This is a genomic window from Thermobifida sp., from assembly GCF_017577275.1.
Lineage (GTDB): Bacteria > Actinomycetota > Actinomycetes > Streptosporangiales > Streptosporangiaceae > Thermobifida > Thermobifida fusca.
The window spans coordinates 21,468-38,714 of the sequence record NZ_PITY01000027.1 but is presented as its reverse complement, the minus strand read 5'-3'; the positions used below and the strand labels follow the sequence as shown (position 1 = coordinate 38,714).

Genomic DNA, 17,247 nt, shown 5'->3' with positions numbered 1-17,247 from the left:
GACCCCATGTCCATCGCGCTGACCCCCTCGACAAGCCTGCTGCTAGGCCTCTCCGGTGCGCTCTGCGTGGTCTTGTTCACGTGGGGTTTCCATTTGATGACCCGGACAAGCGAGGTCACGAGCGACTTCATCACCGCAGCGCCGAAAAAGAAGAAGTCCGACGAAACCTTCATCCTGCACCGCATCACCGAACTGATCGGACGGCCGTTCGCCACCACACTCCTGGAATGGCTCGGTGAAGAACAGCAGGCGAAAATCCAGGCGCGGATCGATGCGGCTGGCCGCCCCGAAGGCCTCACCGTACGCCGCTATGCGCAACGCAAAGCCGGTGAAGTGCTGCTCTACGGCACCCTCGCTGTTTTCCTGTTCCTTCAAGGCTCGACCACTCTGGCCCTCGTCGTCCTGGCCTTCGGCACGCTCACCGACCTCTCGCTCTACTCCGAGAAGCGCAAACGCCAGGAAGAGATTCAAAAGCAGCTGCCCGATTTCCTCGACGTCCTTGCCGTCACGGTGAGTGCCGGGCTCTCGTTCCGTCAAGCTCTGGCCCGCGTGGCTGACGCCATGCCGGGGGTGCTGGCTTCGGAGTTCCAACTGGCGCTGCGCCAGATGGAACTCGGCACCAGTAGGCGGGACGCTTTCGCCGCACTGCGGGAACGCAACTCCAACGAGGCCCTGGGCCGTTTCATCACCGCGCTGCAGCAGGCTGAAGAGCTGGGAGCCCCACTCTCCCAGACCCTGCACGCGCTCAGCACCGACATGCGCCGCGAAGACGCCCAATTCCTGCGGCGCAAAGCGCAGCATCTCAACCCCAGAGTCACCGCGGTAACCGCCGCCACCATGCTGCCTGGTCTGCTGCTCATCATCGGCGGTGGCATGCTCCTCGGCTCCGAAGTAGACCTCTCCGCCATCTTCGGGTGATGCCATGGGCACCGCAGCAGATCAGAAAGAAACCCCACGGGAACGGTTAGCCGCGCTCGCTCGGCTCCTCATCCAACTGCGGTTCCTCCTCACCGGCGTCGCTCTGCTGCTCCTCCCCCCGCAGCAGATCTCCGCTGGTGTTGCCCTCGCCCTGATCAGCTACGCGGTATTGTCCTGGCTCCTGTCCCGCTACTGGGGGCGGTTTTCCGCCCACGTCGTGCGCTACCCGGTGCTGACCGTCGCCGACATTCTGGTCTCTTCAGCGATCCTGGCCATGTCCGGCCTGTCGGGAGCCTTCTTCCTCGCCACCGTACTCACCAGCGCCACCGCAGGGGTGCTCTACGGGGTCCGGGGTGTGGCGGGAATCTCTGCACTGCAGATCCTCGGCTATCTCGCCGCCTTGTTCACCTACCTGGGCGGCTTGTCCACGCCAACGGTGACGCTGTGGGTCACCGTCCAGGCCATCGTCATCCAGCCGCTGCTCTATCCGACCGCTGGATACATCGGGCTGCGGCTCCGCGGCCTGTTCGAAGAGCTGGCCGCGGAGCAAGAGCGGCGTCGCGCAGCTGAACGCGCCGCCGCAGCAGCAGAAGAGCGCGCCCGGCTAGCTCGGGACATGCACGATTCGGTGGCGAAAACCCTGCACGGCGCCGCACTCGCTGCCCAAGCCCTCCCGGTGTGGTTGCGCAAGGATCCGGAACGCGCCGAGGCCACCGCGGCCCAGGTGGTGAAAGCCGCAGAGACCGCGGCGCGCGAAGCCCGGCAACTCATCTCCGACCTGCGTGAGGAAACTTCCGACACTCCGATCGCAGACCAGATAGCCGAAGTGTTGCGGGAGTGGTCTGCCCGGACCGGGGTGCGCACCCAGCTGCGATCTTGCGACTCTCCCCTGCCGTTGATGGTGACTGCACGTCACGAAACCATTGCGATACTGCGTGAGGCGCTCACGAACGTCCACCGGCACGCCCACGCTGCCACCGTCACCGTGGAGCTGACCGCTGAGGCAAGCCACCTGGTCATGACGATCCACGACGACGGTCAGGGTTTCGACCCCGAGGTGCCCGCCCCTGGCCACTACGGGCTGGTTGGGATGCAGGAACGCGCGATCCGCGCGGGAGGTCACCTCGTCATCGACTCAGCCCCAGGAGAAGGGACCACCCTCACCGTGAGACTCCCGCTGGCGCCGTCCTGCGAGAACAGCGACCTGTCCCAGTAACCCCTTTTGGAGGAGGTCCTCATCATGTCCCCGATCACCGTTCTCACGGTGGACGACAACATTGTCGTGCGTGCAGGCCTGGTCGCTCTGCTGGAGGCCTCCGATGACATTCAGGTGGTCGGCGAGGCGAGCGACGGCGCCGAGGCTGTGACGAAAGCCCAAGAGCTCCGGCCCGACGTCGTCCTGCTCGACGTGCGCATGCCGGTACGCGACGGGGTCAGCGTGGTGGAAGAACTCGCCGAGTTCACCAAAGTCGTCATGCTCACCCACACCGAAGACCCGCAGGTGATCCAGACGTCGCTGCGCCGCGGCGCCTCCGGCTATCTCGTGCACGGCAACTTCACGCTAGACGAGTTGAACCGGGCACTGCGTGAAGTAGTGCACGGCACTGGGAGTCCGCTCTCCCCAGTGGCTGCGACGGCTTTGGTCTCCTCGCTGCGTGCCGCTCCCCCTACTCCGGTCCCAGTCGCCCCTGCGGCGTTAGGCCTCACCGAACGGGAAGCTGAAGTGCTTGAAGCAGCGGCGCGTGGTCTGTCCAATGCTGAGATCGCGAAAGAACTCTTCCTTTCCGAAAAAACCGTGAAAAACCACATCAACCGAATTTTTCGGAAGTTGGGGGTGAGTACCCGAGCAGCGGCGATCGCCCGGTGGAACGGCCATGCAGGTCCCAGACCTTGACGCGCGGACCTGGGCCTTCTTGGGACCTGATATTTAGGCCCGCGGGCTCTAGGCACCCAATGGCCCACTCTCTACATTAGTGACCGTCAACAACAGCCCCAAGGAACGTCCGACAAAGGAGTTCCCATAGTGACGCCGATCCTTTCCCTCTACCTCAAGGCCCGGATGGCTTTTGCCAACCACCTCAACCTCATGAAGCGGCGCGATGATCGAGGCGCCGGATTCGTGGAGTACGCGGGTGTCCTCGTCCTGGTGGCCGCGATCGCGACCCTTCTGATCACCAACAACCCCATCGGCAACGCGGTCCAGACGGCTGTTAACAATGCGTTGACTGACATCTTTGGTGGCGGAGACGGGGGAACCCCTATCCCGACCGAGACCCCATGAGACTCGTCTACAGGTCTCCATCGGCCGATGAGCAAGGGCAGGCCAGCCTGCTCCTGCTTGTCGGCCTGATGCTGTCTCTCCTGGCACTAATGCTGCTCTTCATCCGTCTCGGTGACGCTAACCAATTGCGCAGCCGAGCGCAGACTGCGGCGGATGCCGCTGCACTGGCCGCCGTCACGGTTGCGCGCGACAATGCAGCTGCCATGCTGGCCAGGGGTCAGATTCCGTACTACCGGCTCTATGATCCCTCCCGTGGCCGGGCCCAGGCGGAGAAATACGCCCAGAAGAACGGAGCAATCCTGGAGGATATCCGGGCTAGTGACAACCATATGGGCCAGGTTGGCAACTTCGTCCGAGTCGAGATCCGGGGTGCGAACTGCCGTAAGGAACTGTTAGAAGACCGGAGCCGCGGCTGGTCAGACTCCGTCTGCGACGGTACCGAACCAGAGGATGAGGAAGGGCTTGTCCATATCGGCAACGCCGCAGCCATCGCTGAAATGGTCATTCCCAACTGCAACTACATCTTTGGGATCAACCACCAGATCATCGGTGTCTCCTGTGAAGGACAGATAATCCAGAGTAAGCAGCACGCCCGACAGCTCATTGACATCCGTCTTGTGTCCAAGGAGGGACAGTATCTCTACAAGCCGTTCGGCGTGCCTTCCCTAGAGGATGGTGAGGAGGAAGAGTCCCAACCGTAAAATTCTTCTTGTGATTGGTGCTCACAGCAGTCTTTCTACGTTCTTCTATTCACATAGCCTTGCCTTCGTCTTTGTTAGATAATCTGGTCGATCGCTCCGCTCCCGACTGGAAGGTCGTTCCGTGAACCGACCAATCACCGTATCTAGCCTCCTCCGAGCATCCCGCTTGCTACTGGTAGCAGCGCTAAGCACGGTTCTGCTTTCTTCTTGTGTCTCTACACCGAACAGTTCTGGCAGCTCTGAGCAGAACGCAGGAGACACAGAGCCCAACGGAGGAAACGGAACTTCTGAAAACCGGGACGGCCGCTCTCCCATCGCTACTGCACTCACGAATGCAGCAGCGGGAGGAAGAAATCTCAGATTCGACATTTACTCATTGGAGCGCCATAGTTCGGAAGTCCTCGTATTGACGATGGGCGTCACCAATATCGGCCAGGAGAGCACAAAGCTTAACTACACACTCTCTGAGTTTGGAGATAAGGGAGGAGAACCCACTACTCCTAATGGAGTTTCTCTCATCGACATGCAAAACCACAAGCGGTATATGCCGCTTAAACTGACCGATGAGAAAACCTGCCACTGCTCCAACTGGAAAGGACAGGAAAATCTCCCTCCTGGAGAAAGCATTGAGATCTGGGCAGCCTATCCTGCTCCTCCTAGAGATGTTGAGCTCATGGCAGTGATGACACCGGTCACGCCCGACTTCCTAGACATTCCCATTACTGATGCGGAGTCTCCTGACCCCGCTATCGTAGACACCCCCGTTGCTGAGCCACGCGTTCTCGACTTCTGGGCCTTCCAGGACGATATTGACGGAGGTAGCTCTCGAAGCGAGACAGGCGACACGACCAGCATCATGCTCTCCTCTGATGTGCTCTTCGAACTAAACGAGTCCGCTCTCACTGATGCTGCTGATGAGACTCTGAGGGCAGTCGCTGAAGAGATCGACGCTTCTTCTGCCACCATCGTGCAGATCGACGGTCACACCGATAACACGGGTAACGACGCCATCAACAATCCTCTTTCCTTGGATCGCGCTAAGGCAGTGGAGAAGAGACTCAAAGAGCTCATTACACGGGGTGGAATTACCTTCGAGGTGGCTGGGCATGGCTCCTCTGAGCCAGTCGCTGACAACGATACTGAAGAGGGCCGGGCGAAAAACCGGCGCGTCACGATCACCTTCGCCAAATAGTGAGGAAAACGTGAAGAAACTGCCCAGACTACGCTCTCTTCCCCTTCTGAGTTCTGGTTTACTCGCTATCGCGCTAGTACTGGTTACACCCACTGCTCACGCTCAGAACTCTACCGAGACTGCCCCCTCTTCGTCGCAAGCCCTCCCCTCCATCGGTTCCACCACCGCTGCACACTCAGCCTGGGAAGGCGCTCGAATCGAAATCAATGAGCTTAAACGCTCTACCACTGGCCAGTACACCTCACTCACATGGACCCTTTATAACAACAGTAACGAAGTAATTATGATCCACCAATTCAAAAACTCAGTTTATCTCTACCCCTCAGGAGCATCTGGTAACGGCCTAGTTCTCATCGATGAAGAGAGAGGAATCCGGTTCAACACTTATATCGATTCAGAGGGAGGGTGTCTTTGCGCTGGAACAGACAACGACTATCTTTCTTTCAATTCAAAAACTAATCCGGGACGTTACAACACCTACTGGGCCTCTTATCAAATCCCCAAAGAAACCAAGAAGGTCACTATCGAAATCCCCGGTTTCCATCCGGTCAAAGACGTTCCTATTAGCTGATTTCCGCTGAATCCTGCTGCTAAAGGAGCTCTCCGGTGGTGAGATCACCTGCCACTCCTCCCCGTTCCTCGGCCAGAGACGACCGCGGCTCCTCCTTCGTGGAGATGGGGGTGGTCACCCTGGTCGCGGTGGGGGTCATCACCGCTGTCCTCCAATCCCCGGTCGGGGAAGTGCTCCACGACAACGTTCGCGAAATGGTCTGTCTCGTTGACGGACCCGAGTGCGGGGGTGAGACGTGGACGGAGATCCAGCGGCCGGAAGAACCCGAAGAGTACGTCTTCACCTTCCCCATCGGCTACTACAACGGCCCCGTCATCGGTGAAGGAGACGCCCGGGTCGCTATCGAATGGGCCCTGTCCAAACAGGGTCTGCCGTATGTGTGGGGCGGCACCGGACCGCACGGATACGACTGTTCCGGGCTGGTTCAAGGAGCCTGGCGAGCCGCAGGCGTACAAATCCCCCGGACCACCTGGGAACAGCGGGCTGCTCTACCGCCGGTGAGCAGAGACCAGCTTCAACCGGGTGACCTGATCTTCTTCCACACCATGAGCAACTACCCGCCCCCGACCCACGTCGGCATGTACATTGGCGACGGCAAAATGGTGCACGCTGGAAACCCGGTCAACGTCACCCAGGTATTCGGCAACCCTTACTGGGAGTCCCGCTGGGTGAGCGCAGCACGGGTCCCCCAGCGGTCCGGGTGATCATGCCTCTTCTCAGGCTTCTCGGTACGCCGCGCCCACTATCCGGTTTGTGTGGCGCGTTTCCTGCAACAGCCCACCCGCACGGTCAGGGACGGTGATGTTCTCCCTTCAGCGCCGCACCGCTGTTGCCGCTGCCGCGGTGCTGCTCATCTCTGGGACCGGGTGTGTTTCTTCCAGCGCCCCGGCTGCAGCACCCTCCAGCGAGCCCCTTTCCGCCGAGGCGCAGCTTGTCCAGGAGCTGGGCTGCACTAGCTGTTCGCCCGACGTTCACACGGTTTCTGGGCTGACCTACCAGGACACGCCCGTGCGTGCGCTGATCGCCGCAGCAGAACTGGAGCCGCACCCGGTGACCGGGGCAACCCACACCACTCGGATCTTCCTGCTAGACGAGGACGACGAACTCGTCGCCAGCAACCTGAACGAACCCCCCACCGGGTTCGTCCCACTGCCTCCCGCTGACTTCGACGACAGTTGGACTATCGCAGAAGACGGCACGTTCCTGCTGCTGACCAAATACCGCGGGGTGGCCGGGCTCCAGCAGATCTCCTGGATGCGCCCCGACCTTCCGGAAAGCGTCACCCAGTTCAGCCTCACCGGCCCGCTCACCGCTGGACAGCGCGACGTGGAAACCGCGGACCTCGACGGTGACGGATCCGTAGAAATCGTGGGCTATCTCGGAGATGACAACCCTGATTGGGCTGAAAGATACGTGAAATTCTTCCACCGGTTCGACCCGGACAGCGGAGCCTACTATCCGTGGCGCTGTGCTGAAAGCACTGACGGAGGCGTCACCTATCCGGAGCCGGTGCCCATGCACGAGGCCCCCTGCTACGAATTCAGCAGTGGAGAGCTGCCTTGGGAAGCAGAGGGGTAGTTCACCGCCCCACCCCTCTGCAGCGTCAGCCGGGCGGGTTTCCCGCATCTTGCGGAGCAACCTGTTCAGTGGCGGCCCAGAATGTCGATGGTGTAGATGACGGTCTCTTCTTCAGGGATGCCGATCTCCGGGTTTCCTCTGCTGCCGAAGGCGAGCTGCGGTGGGACCACGACAAGGATCCGACTCCCGGTGGGAGTGCCGGGAAGAGCCTCATCTAATCCGGGGATGAGCTGGCCGATACCGACGGTGTAGGCGCTGGGACGGCCGTTCCACTCCCACGTGCTGTCGAACACTTCGCCGCTGTGCCAGGCCACTCCCGCGAACTGGATCACCACCCGGTCGCCTTCCTGGACCGGATCACCTTCACCTTCGATCAAGGTGATTTTCTCCAGTTGTTCCGGGGGAGGGGTAGTCGGCGATACGACCCGCGGATGCCGGTGGTTGGAGACGTCGATTCCCAGTGGCGGCTCGGTGGTTTCCTCCTGCTCTCCGGGAACTGTTTCGCCTGCCACATAGTGGTCGACGACGTCGATGACATAAGCGGTGGCCGCTGCAGTCTCCTGGCCTGCCGACGGATCCTCCGGCAGGGACAGCACGGTCCGGCTGCCTTGCTCCCATCCTGGTCCGGCATCGTCGAAAAGTTCGCCTGCACCGAGGTCGTCGACGGTGAGCAGCACGTCCGCCCCGTCCGAGAAGTTGGAGAAGACCGGTTCGCCGACCCCCTGGGAGCCGTTCCACACGTACTGCGCCATCCGCACCACGAGCAGCGCATCCTTGCCTGCTGGCAGTCCTTTGCCGGGCAGGATGGTCTGGTATTGCGGTTCTGCGGGGAGCGGCCCAGTGAACACGACGCGGGGCTCGCTCCCGAAATCCCCGGTTACTTCCGGGAGTTCACCGCCCTCCCCGGCACAGGCCGTGGCCAGCAGCAGCGCGGAGAGCGGCAACAGGAGGGCTGAGCGGAAGACACCACGAGCGGCCACGAGGCCTCCCCTCATGTGCGGAACGCCTCGGCGCGCAGGTAGACCCGGGCAGTGTCGTCGTCCATCGGCAAGACCACGGCTTCGATGTCGGCTCCGGTGGACTGGATGACGGCAGAGCATCCCCAGACGGGTTCGTTGGCGGCTGCAAGGTCGGATTCGGGGATACGCAACGTTTCTGCCTGTTCGTCGCTCACTCCTCGCGCTTGGATCAGGTAGTTGCCGACCTGTTCGCAGAGCTGGTCAGCTGCGGCTCGCGGGCCGCCGAAGGAGACCCAGTAGACCGGGCTTCCCCGGTCGTCGAGTTCCACCGTGATCTCCGGGTTTTCGGCTCCGTCAGGCAGATGCACTCCGGAGAACTCGTGGAACGCCTCCGCGGAGGCCTCCGGGGTACTGGTCGGGCTCTGCTCCACCTGCCCTCCCCTGTCCGTTGCTCCGCTGCCCTCGTCACTTCCGCAGGCGGTGGCGGCGAGCACGACGCAGGCGGCAAGCGTCGCCTGCAGGACCGTGCGCTTCATCAGAAGGTTCCTTCCCGAATCTCTTCCTGGGACTGCCCGTAGGCCAGGTACTCCCGGGCAATCCCGACCCGGTGCATCTCAGCCAAAGTCTCGTCGCTCACGGTAAAGGGTCCGATCTGGGTGCTTTTTCCGCCATCCCAGTTGTACTGGTCGCGGATATTGACCCGGGTCCTGCTCTCGTAACGCCATTCACCGCCGGGTTCACTCGGAGGATAGACGGTGATCTGTCCTGTGACGTTGTACTGGATTCCCCCCAGCGCAAAGAACCAGTCTCGCGAGTACGAGGGGGTGATGTAGAAACCTGTCCACGCGGTGTTGACAGGAAAAGTGACGGGACCGTCAACCCCTTCGGCTTGGGCCTGGGCGATAGCGGTAGCCGCGAGGTTCTCTAGCGTGGTGTCGACCTCATCACGGAATTGTGGGACGTCATTCAGCATCTGGTCCACGTCCTGTTCCAAGGGTTCGCCGCTGTTGCTAAGGAAATGCAGCAGGTTGCGGGAGGCGTTCGGCCACTTTCCGGCCATCGCATTGGCGGCGCTCTCCGCCAGTGCGCGCATCAAGCGCGCCTTTGCTTGGCTGGCGAGGGAGTCTTCCGACCCCCATTCCCCGGCTCCTTCATCGACTGGCTCCCAGGCGGGAGGCTCAGGGACCGGGGCCTGTTCGCCCGGTACTGGGTCGCCTAAACCGCTGGGCTGGTGGGGGGAAGGCCCGCAGGTGCCTGTGGTTTCCTCTGGACTGCCGTTGCGCCGCTCGCGGTCGTTGTCCGCCCTCCGGGCGTCCCGAGCCGTGTCCCGGCGGTCGTGGTCTACCCCCAGTCCGCCGGGGGCGCAGTCCTGTGGCGGGGAATCCTGGAGCGGGGTGATGCCCGCGCCGGGACCGTTGGCTTGAACCGTTGAGTAGAGCGGCGCCTCACTTCCGGACGTCGTGTGTCCCGCTGTCTCGGTCTCGCAGTCCGCTGAATCAAGGATCCGGCACACTGCCCCGGTTGCTCCGTCGCGGACCGTGGCCGCAATTCCTCCCCACGCAAAAAAGAGCACGGTGGCAATCACCGCGATCAGCGCCACGACCCCGCCGTACTCTACATATCCAGCGCCGGTGTCCTCTTGCGGAGGCGGCGGTCTCAAGCGCACGGTGCGATCACCTCGCGTTATCGGAACGGCCCAATCCTGCCTGCGGCACAGGTTCGTGGAACGGCGAGATCGTAGGCAGGAAAATGGTCGGGCAGCTAGAGCCCCAGGCATCAATTCCTTCCCGGCTGGTCCTAAGTAATTCCCGGGGATCCCGAGGGCGGCTAGGACCGAGGGCCCAACTCTTACGGCCACTGCAGATCTGTGCTTCAACGATCGGAATGCGTAAAATGCGAGCGCGTTCCCTTAACTAAGGTTCGCGGCCGTGAGCCGCGGTGGCAGAAAGCGCTGCACCGTGCCTCCTGCTTTTTCATCCCGACCGGAGCCAGCCGACGGCCACCGGTACGCCCACGCCCGCCAGCATCCCGCGGATGTGCCGCGCCCGGGAACGTCCGCGGATCTGACTTCTGAGTCGCTGCTGCGCCCTGTGCGGCGTCCGCCCCGCGAAGGGTGGCGGCGTGCCTTGTTCACCGTGAGCCGGGGCCTCATCAATCCGGGTGAGTCCCGGGCGGAGCGGCACCGCCGGGAGTTGTGCGCCCTTGTGCGCGGTCCTGCGGTGAGCGACCACCACCGGATCGTCGTACTCAGCATGAAGGGCGGGGTCGGCAAGACCACGACAGCGGTCGGACTCGGTGCTGTGCTCGCTGAAGAGCGTGGTGACCGGGTGATCGCGGTGGATGCTGCCCCCCATGGGGGCACGCTGCTGGACCGGCTGCCCACTCCCCTGCGCCCGCAGCGCCATGCCCGTGACCTGCTGGCTCGCCGGGAAACCGTGAAAAGGTACTCGGATGTGCGCGCTTTTACGGGGCAGGCGCCGTCCCGGTTGGAGTTTCTCGCTTCGGGGACTGATCCGGAGGGGTATCCGGCTCTGAGCGACGGCGACTACCGTCATCTCGCCCGGATTGTGGAGCGCTTCTACTCCATCTGCATCACCGACTGCGGCACTGGCATGCTGCATCCCGCGATGCGGGCGATTTTGGACCTGGCCGACCAGGTCATCGTGGTCTGCCCCACTTCGGTGGACGGGGCACGTTCCGCCTTGGCCACGGTGGACTGGTTGGAAACCAACGGGTATGCGGCGCTTGCCCGCTCCTGTGTCACCGTGCTGTCCCGGGTGGCGAAGTCCCCCAGTATCGACCTCGACCAGTTGGAGCGGCATTTTTCGGACCGCTGCCGGCGGGTGCTGCGCATCCCCGAGGACCCCCATTTGGAGGAGGGCGGGCCGGTTGACCTTGCCCGGCTGCGTCCCGCCACCCACCTGGCCTATCTGGAATTGGCTGCTGAGGTTGCCGCGGTCTTCCGCTGACCGCTCCCCGGGCGGTGGGCCTGCGGGCCCACGGGAAATTAGGGCCTGGGCTGCTATCCGCCCCGGTGCACTGTTTCCTACAGTGCGCTGCCATGTGCTGCTGGCCTCGAAGTGACCGCGGCGGCGCTTTTGTCGAATACGTCGCCGTTCTGGTGCTTGTCTGCGCCGCCGTGGCCGTCGTGGTGGCGTTCGTGCTCCCCCAGCCGGTCGCTGACGGAGCTGCCCGTGCTGTCTGCGTGATCCTGCAGCTCGATGACTGTGACGGACTGTCCGGGAGTGTCGAGGAGGCTGCTGACGCCGAGTACGAACCCGAGCGCTGCCTGCTCAGTCGGCAGACGGACATTGCGGGATACCAGGTTGAGGTGGTGATCACCTTCGGCACCCAGTTCTCGTTCATCCAAGAGTCGTTCTCCACCGGGGAAACCCATGTGACGCTGGTGGACACCGAGAAACTGGAGGCTTCGCTGGGGGCGGGCGCCAGTCTCAACGTGACGAAAGCGTTCCAGCTCGGCGCGGAGATCAACGTGGGGGCCGGTTTGAGCCTGCCTAACGGCAGCACCTGGGTGTTCAGCAGCCCGGAAGAGGCCGCACAGTTCATGGACGACCTGCGGACCCGGCAGCGGATCGACTTCACCAGAAGCGTCAGCCCGCTCGCCGGGTGGGTGGCTGAGTTGGTGTGGGGTCCTGACATTCCCGAGCCGGACATTGTGCGGGAGGGGTGGGAAGGCGAGCTCGGTGTGGACGGCTCCGCCGGGGCTGGTTTCGGCAACGAACGCCAGAAGGGCGGAGACGGAGGCCACGGTGGCGTTGAGGAGTGGGGGATCAACCCGAAGCTCCAAGTGGAGGGCGCGATCGGGGTGACGGCGGCGCTCAGCCAGTCCACGGACCGACGGGATGGCAGTGTCTCCACCACGTATTCGCTCGGCGGTACGGCGAGCATCGGCGCGGACTGGGTGGTCGGTGGCTGGACACCGAGCGGGGAGCGCTCAGGCACCTTGACGGTCACGAGAGACCGCGCGGGGCAGATCACGCAGCTCACGCTGACCCAGGTCGCGGCGAGCGGGGACCGGGTCACGGTGACCACTACCGAGCTGGCAGTGGAGACCGCGGCGGAGCGCGCCATGGCCGAGGAGTGGATGGGCTGGCTCGCCTACGGCCGGGTGCTTCCGCTGACGTGGGATGCTCTGGCCCCCACCGAGCTGGCGGACGATGCGGGTCCGTTCGAACGGTGGCTTTTCACCGAGGGGCGCACGTCGCGGGTGCATTACGGCAGCTCCGACAACATCCACGAGGTGAGCGGCAGCGTCAAGCTCGGGGTGAGCCTGGGGTTGGGCGGCACGTGGGGTGACGAATCGTTGCACGTCACCGGCGCCGAATATCTGGGCGCTCCCACGGACGGCGTCCGCTCCTATATCCCCTACGAAGCCTGTTCCTGAAGGAGATGTGTGGTCATGGTGGTCTGTTGGCTGGTCGGTGTGGTGGCGTGGCTGGTCTGCACCACGGTGGCGGCGGGCGTGATCGTGCACACTGCCTCGGTTGAACAGTTGTCCTCGTTCGACGGGGTGGTGCTGTGGTACGGCTCTTCCGGTTTCTTGTGCGCGCTGCTCGCTGCCGCGGTGGCGGCGCTGGCGCACCGTGGTCCGCACCGGGACCGTTGGGGCCGGGATGCTGTGGCGTCCCTGGGCGGGCCGGTGGCTGCTCTTGTCGCTAATGCTGTGCTTGCGGGGCTCCAGCCTGCTACCGACTGGGGTGGCTTCCTGGTCACCACGGTGTTGTCGCTGGCCGGTGCGGTAGCCGGGTGGCAGTTGGGGCGGGCGCTGCGGCCTTCCCCTGGATCGCGTCTTGGCGGTTAACCGTGGTGGCAGGCGACCTGGTGGTCGGTGTCGCCGAGTGGCCGCAGCGGGGGCGGCTGGCTGGTGCAGATACGCCGCTCCGCGTCGGTGAGGGTGCGGAATTTGGGGCAGCGGGTCTGGAACCGGCAGCCCACCGGCGGGTCGGTAGGGCTGGGCAGGTCTCCGGAGAGCACGGTGCGGTTGCGGTGTGCCGCGTCCGGGTCGGGGACGGGAAGGGCAGACAGGAGCGCCTGGGTGTAGGGGTGGCGGGGCGCGGTGAGGACCGGTTCGGTGGCGCCGATTTCGACGATCACCCCCAGGTGCATGACGGCGACCCGGTCGGCGACGTGGCGGACGACCGCCAGGTCGTGGGTGACGAGCAGGCAGGACAGTCCCAGGCGGGCTTGGAGTTCTGTGAGCAGGGCGAGGATGCCTGCCTGCACGGAGACGTCGAGCGCTGATACGGGTTCGTCCAGCAGCAGCAGTTTCGGGTTGAGGGCGAGGGCTCGGGCGATGCCGACTCGTTGGCGTTCGCCACCGGAAAGCTGGGCGGGGCGGCGCTGGGTGAAGGAGCTGTCGAGGCCGACGAGGGAGAGGACTTCGCGCACGCGGTGGGGGATGTCGCGGCGCGGGTAGCGGTGGATCTGCAAGGGTTCCGCCACGATTTGGGCGACGGTCATCCGCGGGTCGAGGGCGGACGAGGAGTCTTGGAAGACCACTTGGAGGTCGCGGCGGAGCGCGAACCGCTGTTGCGGGGTGAGGGTGGCCGTGTCGTGGCCGAGGACGGTGATCCGGCCGTGGGCGGGGCGGGCGAGTTCGAGGATTTCCGTGAGAAGGGTGGATTTTCCTGCTCCTGACTCGCCGACGAGGGCCAGGGTTTCGTGTTCGCGGAGGTCGAAGCTGACCCCGTCGAGGGCGTGGATCGCCCCGGCCCGGCGGCGGAAAAGGCTGCCCCGGTACAGCGGGTGGTGTTTGACGAGGCTGTCGACAGCGAGCACGGTGGACCGCTGGTCTCGGGGCGGCCGGGTCGGGGACGCGGGTGCGGGCTGGGGGTAGAGGTCGGCCGCGGTCCACTGGTGGGCGGTGATGTCGGCAAGGCGGTGGCAGGCTGCACGGTGGCCGGCGGGTGCGGTGGGGTCCACCGGTTGCAGGGGGGGGGGTTCAGCCGTGCAGGCGGGGAGTGCGATGGGGCAGCGCGGTGCGAAGGGGCACCCGCGGGGCGGGGCGGTGGGTGGGGGCGCGGTGCCGCTGATGGGCGCGGGAGGCGCGGGGTCGGTGGTGTCGACGCGGGGCAGGGCGGCGAGGAGGCCCATGGTGTAGGGCGTGCGGGGATGCCGGTACACCTCTGCCACGGTTCCCGTTTCTACGGGCTGTCCGGCGTACATGACGAGAACGCGGTCGGCGATTTCCGCGACAACGCCGAGATCGTGGGTGACGAGGACGATGGCAGCGCCGGTATCGCGGCGGATGGTGGCGAGGAGGTCGAGGATCTGGATTTGGACGGTGGGGTCGAGTGCTGTGGTGGGTTCGTCGCAGAGGATGACGTCGGGGTTGTTGGCGATCGCCATGGCGATCATGACGCGTTGACGCATTCCGCCGGAGAGTTCGTGGGGGTAGGCGTCGGGGAGGCGTTCCGCGTCGGGGATGCCGACCCGGCGGAGGAGGGCGACTATGCGGTCTTTGACTTGGGCGCGGGAGAGTCGGGGCTGGTGGAGGCGGAGGGCTTCTGCCAGGTGGAAGCCGACGGTGTGGACGGGGGTGAGGGCGGCTAGCGGGTCTTGGGACACGGTGGCGACAGTGGCTCCGCGGATCGCGGCGAGTTCCCGTTCGGTGAGGCCGAGGAGTTCTCGCCCGTGGAGTCGGATGGATCCGGTGATGCGCGTGCGGTCGGGGAGGAGGCCGAGCACGGCGAGGAGGGCCGCTGTTTTTCCGGACCCGGACTCGCCGACGATACCGAGGATTTCTCCGCGGTGGAGCTGGTAGCTGAGGCCGCGTACCGCGGGGACGGGCTGGCTGTGCGGTGTGGCGGGGAAGGTGACGTGGAGGTTGTCGACGCACAGCACGGGTTCGACTGCGGGGTGCGGTCTGGTGGTGTGGGGGGAGGACGCCGGCCCGGGGTGAGTCTCGGTTCCAGTCACGGTGTGCATCCTAGGTGGTGGACGGCTGGCGGGGACGGGGCGTGGTCAGGCGCGGTGGACGGGGATGCCGCGGGTGAGGGCGTCGCGGAGTCCTTCGCCGAGGAGGTGCACGGCGGTGACGAGGAGGACGAGCAGCCCCGTGCAGAAGCCGAACATCCACGGGTGGGTGGTGGCGTACCGGGTGCCGTGGGCGATCAGGGTGCCGAGGGACACGTCGGGGGGTTGGACGCCGAGTCCGACGTAGGACAGTCCGGTCTCGGCGAGGATCGCGGCGCTGACGTTGACGGTGACGTCTACGACGAGCAGGCCGGACAGGTTGGGCAGCAGGTGGCGGATGATGATCGTGGTGGGGGAGGCACCCAGGTAGCGGGCGGCGCGGATGTATTCGTGGTGCCGCAGGGAGCGGGTGGCGGCGCGGACCATGCGGGCGGTGACCATCCAGCCGAACGCGGCGAGCAGCAGGATCAGGGCTACCCAGCCGCCTTTGTCGACGATGGGGAAGAGGACAGCGAGGACGAGGAGGGGTGGTACGACGAGGGCGAGGTCGGTGAGCCAGGTGAGGAGGCGGTCGGGGAGGCCGGGGAAGTATCCGGTGATGGCGCCGACTACGGCGGCGAGCGCGGTGGTGAGGACGGCGACGAGCAGTCCGATGAGGAGGGATTTGCGGAGGCCGACCAGGGTGATGACGTACAGGTCTCGGCCGCTGCCGTCGGTTCCGAACCAGTGGCGTGCGGAGGGTGGTTGCAGGAAGCTTGTGTAGTCGCGTTCGGTGAAGCCCCATGGTGCGGCGAGCGGGCCGAGCCAGGCGAGCAGGGTGAGCAGGATCAGTAGCCCGGCTCCCACCAGGATGCGGGGGTGGCGGAGCCCGGCTGGCCAGCGGGCGGAGGGCGGTGCGGGGGGCCGCGGCGCGCTGGTGGCGGGGCCCGATGGGGGCATGGTGTCTCCTTGGTCGCTGGGTTCCGGCGGGCCTGGCCGGCCGGGTGTCCGGTCACGTGCGGGGCCGGCTTGACCTCTGCCACAGGTTGACGCCGAGGTCGGTGGCGTGCCGGTCGATTTCGGCGAGTTCCGCGTCGGTGAATTCCGGGGCGTGCACTGCGGCAAGGTTCTCCTCGAGTTGCTGCACGCTGCTCACCCCGATGAGTGCCGAGGTGACTCGGGGGTCGCGCAGCACCCAGGAGATCGCCATTTGGGCCAGGCTTTGGCCGCGTCGGGCCGCAATGTCGTTGAGGGCGCGGATGCGGGCGAGGTTGGCTTCGGTGAGCCAGTCCGGGGAGAGCGAGGTGCCTGCGGCGGCCCGCGAGTTGGCGGGGATGCCGTTGAGGTATTTGTCGGTGAGCATGCCTTGCGCTAGCGGGGAGAAGGCGATGCAGCCGACTCCTTCGGCTTCCAGCGTGTCGAGGAGGCCGTCGTCTTCGATCCACCGGTTGACCATGGAGTAGGAGGGTTGGTGGATGAGCAGCGGGGTGCCCATCTGCCGCAGGATGGTCGCGGCTTCGACGGTGTGCTGGGGAGAGTAGGAGGAGATGCCTACGTAGAGGGCTTTGCCGGAGCGCACTGCGGCGTCGAGGGCCGCCATGGTCTCCTCTAGGGGGGTGGAGGGGTCGTAGCGGTGGCTGTAGAAGATGTCGACGTGGTCGAGTCCTAGGCGGGCCAGGGACTGGTCGAGGCTGGCCAGGAGGTATTTGCGGGAGCTGCCGCTGCCGTAGGGGCCGGGCCACATGTCCCATCCGGCTTTGGTGGAGATCACGAGTTCGTCGCGGTAGGGACGGAAGTCTTCCCGCAGGATGCGGCCGAAGTTGAGTTCGGCGGCGCCGGGCGGCGGTCCGTAGTTGTTGGCCAGGTCGAAGTGGGTCACGCCCAGGTCGAAGGCGCGGCGCAGGATGGCGCGCTGGGTTTCCAGCGGGCGGTTGTCGCCGAAGTTGTGCCAGAGGCCGAGGGAGATGGCGGGCAGGTCAAGTCCGCTGCGCCCGGTCCTGCGGTAGGGCATGCGGCCGTTGTAGCGTTCCGGGTCCGCGCGGTAGACGCCGGCGGGGGGAACGTCGTTTCGGGGAATGTCGCCTCTATGCACCATGGGGACGATCCTGCCATGTCGGGGTTGTGCTGGATAC

The 17,247-nt window shown here is 64.8% G+C and carries 18 protein-coding genes; 12 read left to right on the top strand and 6 right to left on the bottom strand.

Features of this window, described 5'->3' with window-relative positions:
* The first annotated feature begins 6 nt into the window (after positions 1–6).
* From CW348_RS13545 to CW348_RS13505, 9 genes are all read left to right on the top strand, one after another.
* Entirely contained in the window at positions 7–918 is a 912-nt protein-coding gene (locus CW348_RS13545) for a type II secretion system F family protein (RefSeq protein ID WP_016189055.1), read from the top strand.
* Between the two features lie 4 nt (positions 919–922).
* A complete protein-coding gene (locus CW348_RS13540) occupies positions 923–2,134 on the top strand; it encodes a sensor histidine kinase (RefSeq protein WP_104612620.1) in 1,212 nt (403 codons plus the stop codon).
* Positions 2,135–2,158: 24 nt separating this feature from the next.
* On the top strand, positions 2,159–2,812 hold the full coding sequence (locus tag CW348_RS13535; RefSeq protein WP_104612621.1) for a response regulator transcription factor: 654 nt from the start codon (positions 2,159–2,161) through the stop codon (positions 2,810–2,812).
* A gap of 129 nt (positions 2,813–2,941) precedes the next feature.
* Positions 2,942–3,199, top strand: a complete 258-nt coding sequence (locus tag CW348_RS13530; RefSeq protein ID WP_287463943.1) for a hypothetical protein — start codon at positions 2,942–2,944, stop codon at positions 3,197–3,199.
* A complete protein-coding gene (locus CW348_RS13525; RefSeq protein WP_104613142.1) occupies positions 3,196–3,900 on the top strand; it encodes a pilus assembly protein TadG-related protein in 705 nt (234 codons plus the stop codon). The genes CW348_RS13530 and CW348_RS13525 overlap by 4 nt, the downstream gene beginning before the upstream one ends.
* A gap of 412 nt (positions 3,901–4,312) precedes the next feature.
* Entirely contained in the window at positions 4,313–5,092 is a 780-nt protein-coding gene (locus CW348_RS13520; RefSeq protein WP_258076941.1) for an OmpA family protein, read from the top strand.
* 10 nt (positions 5,093–5,102) lie between these two features.
* On the top strand, positions 5,103–5,663 hold the full coding sequence (locus tag CW348_RS13515) for a hypothetical protein (protein WP_159055972.1): 561 nt from the start codon (positions 5,103–5,105) through the stop codon (positions 5,661–5,663).
* A 35-nt stretch (positions 5,664–5,698) separates the two neighbouring features.
* Positions 5,699–6,367 (top strand): C40 family peptidase, encoded by a 669-nt coding sequence (locus CW348_RS13510; protein ID WP_011292706.1) that lies wholly within the window; start codon positions 5,699–5,701, stop codon positions 6,365–6,367.
* Between the two features lie 97 nt (positions 6,368–6,464).
* Positions 6,465–7,241, top strand: a complete 777-nt coding sequence (locus tag CW348_RS13505) for a hypothetical protein (RefSeq protein WP_104613053.1) — start codon at positions 6,465–6,467, stop codon at positions 7,239–7,241.
* Positions 7,242–7,306: 65 nt separating this feature from the next.
* Here the strand turns inward: CW348_RS13505 and CW348_RS13500 are convergent, their stop codons facing one another.
* The 3 genes from CW348_RS13500 to CW348_RS13490 are packed head-to-tail and all read right to left on the bottom strand — an operon-like array spanning position 7,307 to position 9,866.
* Positions 7,307–8,221, bottom strand: coding sequence for an FKBP-type peptidyl-prolyl cis-trans isomerase (locus tag CW348_RS13500; RefSeq protein WP_155983551.1), 915 nt, complete (start codon positions 8,219–8,221; stop codon positions 7,307–7,309).
* Positions 8,222–8,232: 11 nt separating this feature from the next.
* Positions 8,233–8,736: a hypothetical protein gene (locus tag CW348_RS13495; RefSeq protein WP_011292709.1), complete on the bottom strand. Its 504-nt coding sequence runs from the start codon at positions 8,734–8,736 to the stop codon at positions 8,233–8,235.
* Positions 8,736–9,866 carry a hypothetical protein gene (locus CW348_RS13490; RefSeq protein ID WP_287463935.1) on the bottom strand — a complete coding sequence of 377 codons (1,131 nt, stop codon included), beginning with the start codon at positions 9,864–9,866 and terminating at the stop codon, positions 8,736–8,738. The genes CW348_RS13495 and CW348_RS13490 overlap by 1 nt, the downstream gene beginning before the upstream one ends.
* A gap of 370 nt (positions 9,867–10,236) precedes the next feature.
* Between CW348_RS13490 and CW348_RS13485 the strand changes: the two genes are divergently transcribed.
* The 3 genes from CW348_RS13485 (at position 10,237) to CW348_RS13475 (ending at position 13,022) form a co-directional block, all read left to right on the top strand.
* Entirely contained in the window at positions 10,237–11,169 is a 933-nt protein-coding gene (locus CW348_RS13485; RefSeq protein WP_146088121.1) for a MinD/ParA family protein, read from the top strand.
* 92 nt (positions 11,170–11,261) lie between these two features.
* Positions 11,262–12,605, top strand: a complete 1,344-nt coding sequence (locus tag CW348_RS13480) for a hypothetical protein (protein WP_038044037.1) — start codon at positions 11,262–11,264, stop codon at positions 12,603–12,605.
* Positions 12,606–12,620: 15 nt separating this feature from the next.
* Complete coding sequence (locus tag CW348_RS13475) at positions 12,621–13,022, top strand: hypothetical protein (protein ID WP_011292713.1); 402 nt, start codon at positions 12,621–12,623, stop codon at positions 13,020–13,022.
* On the opposite strand, the gene CW348_RS13470 is transcribed toward CW348_RS13475, so the two are convergent.
* Genes CW348_RS13470 through mgrA form a run of 3 tightly spaced genes read right to left on the bottom strand, consistent with a single transcriptional unit; the run spans position 13,019 to position 17,210 of the window.
* Positions 13,019–15,148 (bottom strand): dipeptide ABC transporter ATP-binding protein, encoded by a 2,130-nt coding sequence (locus CW348_RS13470; RefSeq protein WP_394355904.1) that lies wholly within the window; start codon positions 15,146–15,148, stop codon positions 13,019–13,021. The two genes, CW348_RS13475 and CW348_RS13470, sit on opposite strands and share 4 nt — an antisense overlap.
* A 36-nt stretch (positions 15,149–15,184) precedes the next feature.
* Positions 15,185–16,075: an ABC transporter permease gene (locus CW348_RS13465; RefSeq protein ID WP_104613050.1), complete on the bottom strand. Its 891-nt coding sequence runs from the start codon at positions 16,073–16,075 to the stop codon at positions 15,185–15,187.
* 52 nt (positions 16,076–16,127) lie between these two features.
* The gene (mgrA, locus tag CW348_RS13460) at positions 16,128–17,210 is read right to left on the bottom strand and encodes an L-glyceraldehyde 3-phosphate reductase (RefSeq protein ID WP_016189068.1); all 1,083 of its coding nucleotides are present in this window, start codon (positions 17,208–17,210) and stop codon (positions 16,128–16,130) included.
* Positions 17,211–17,247: the final 37 nt, after the last annotated feature.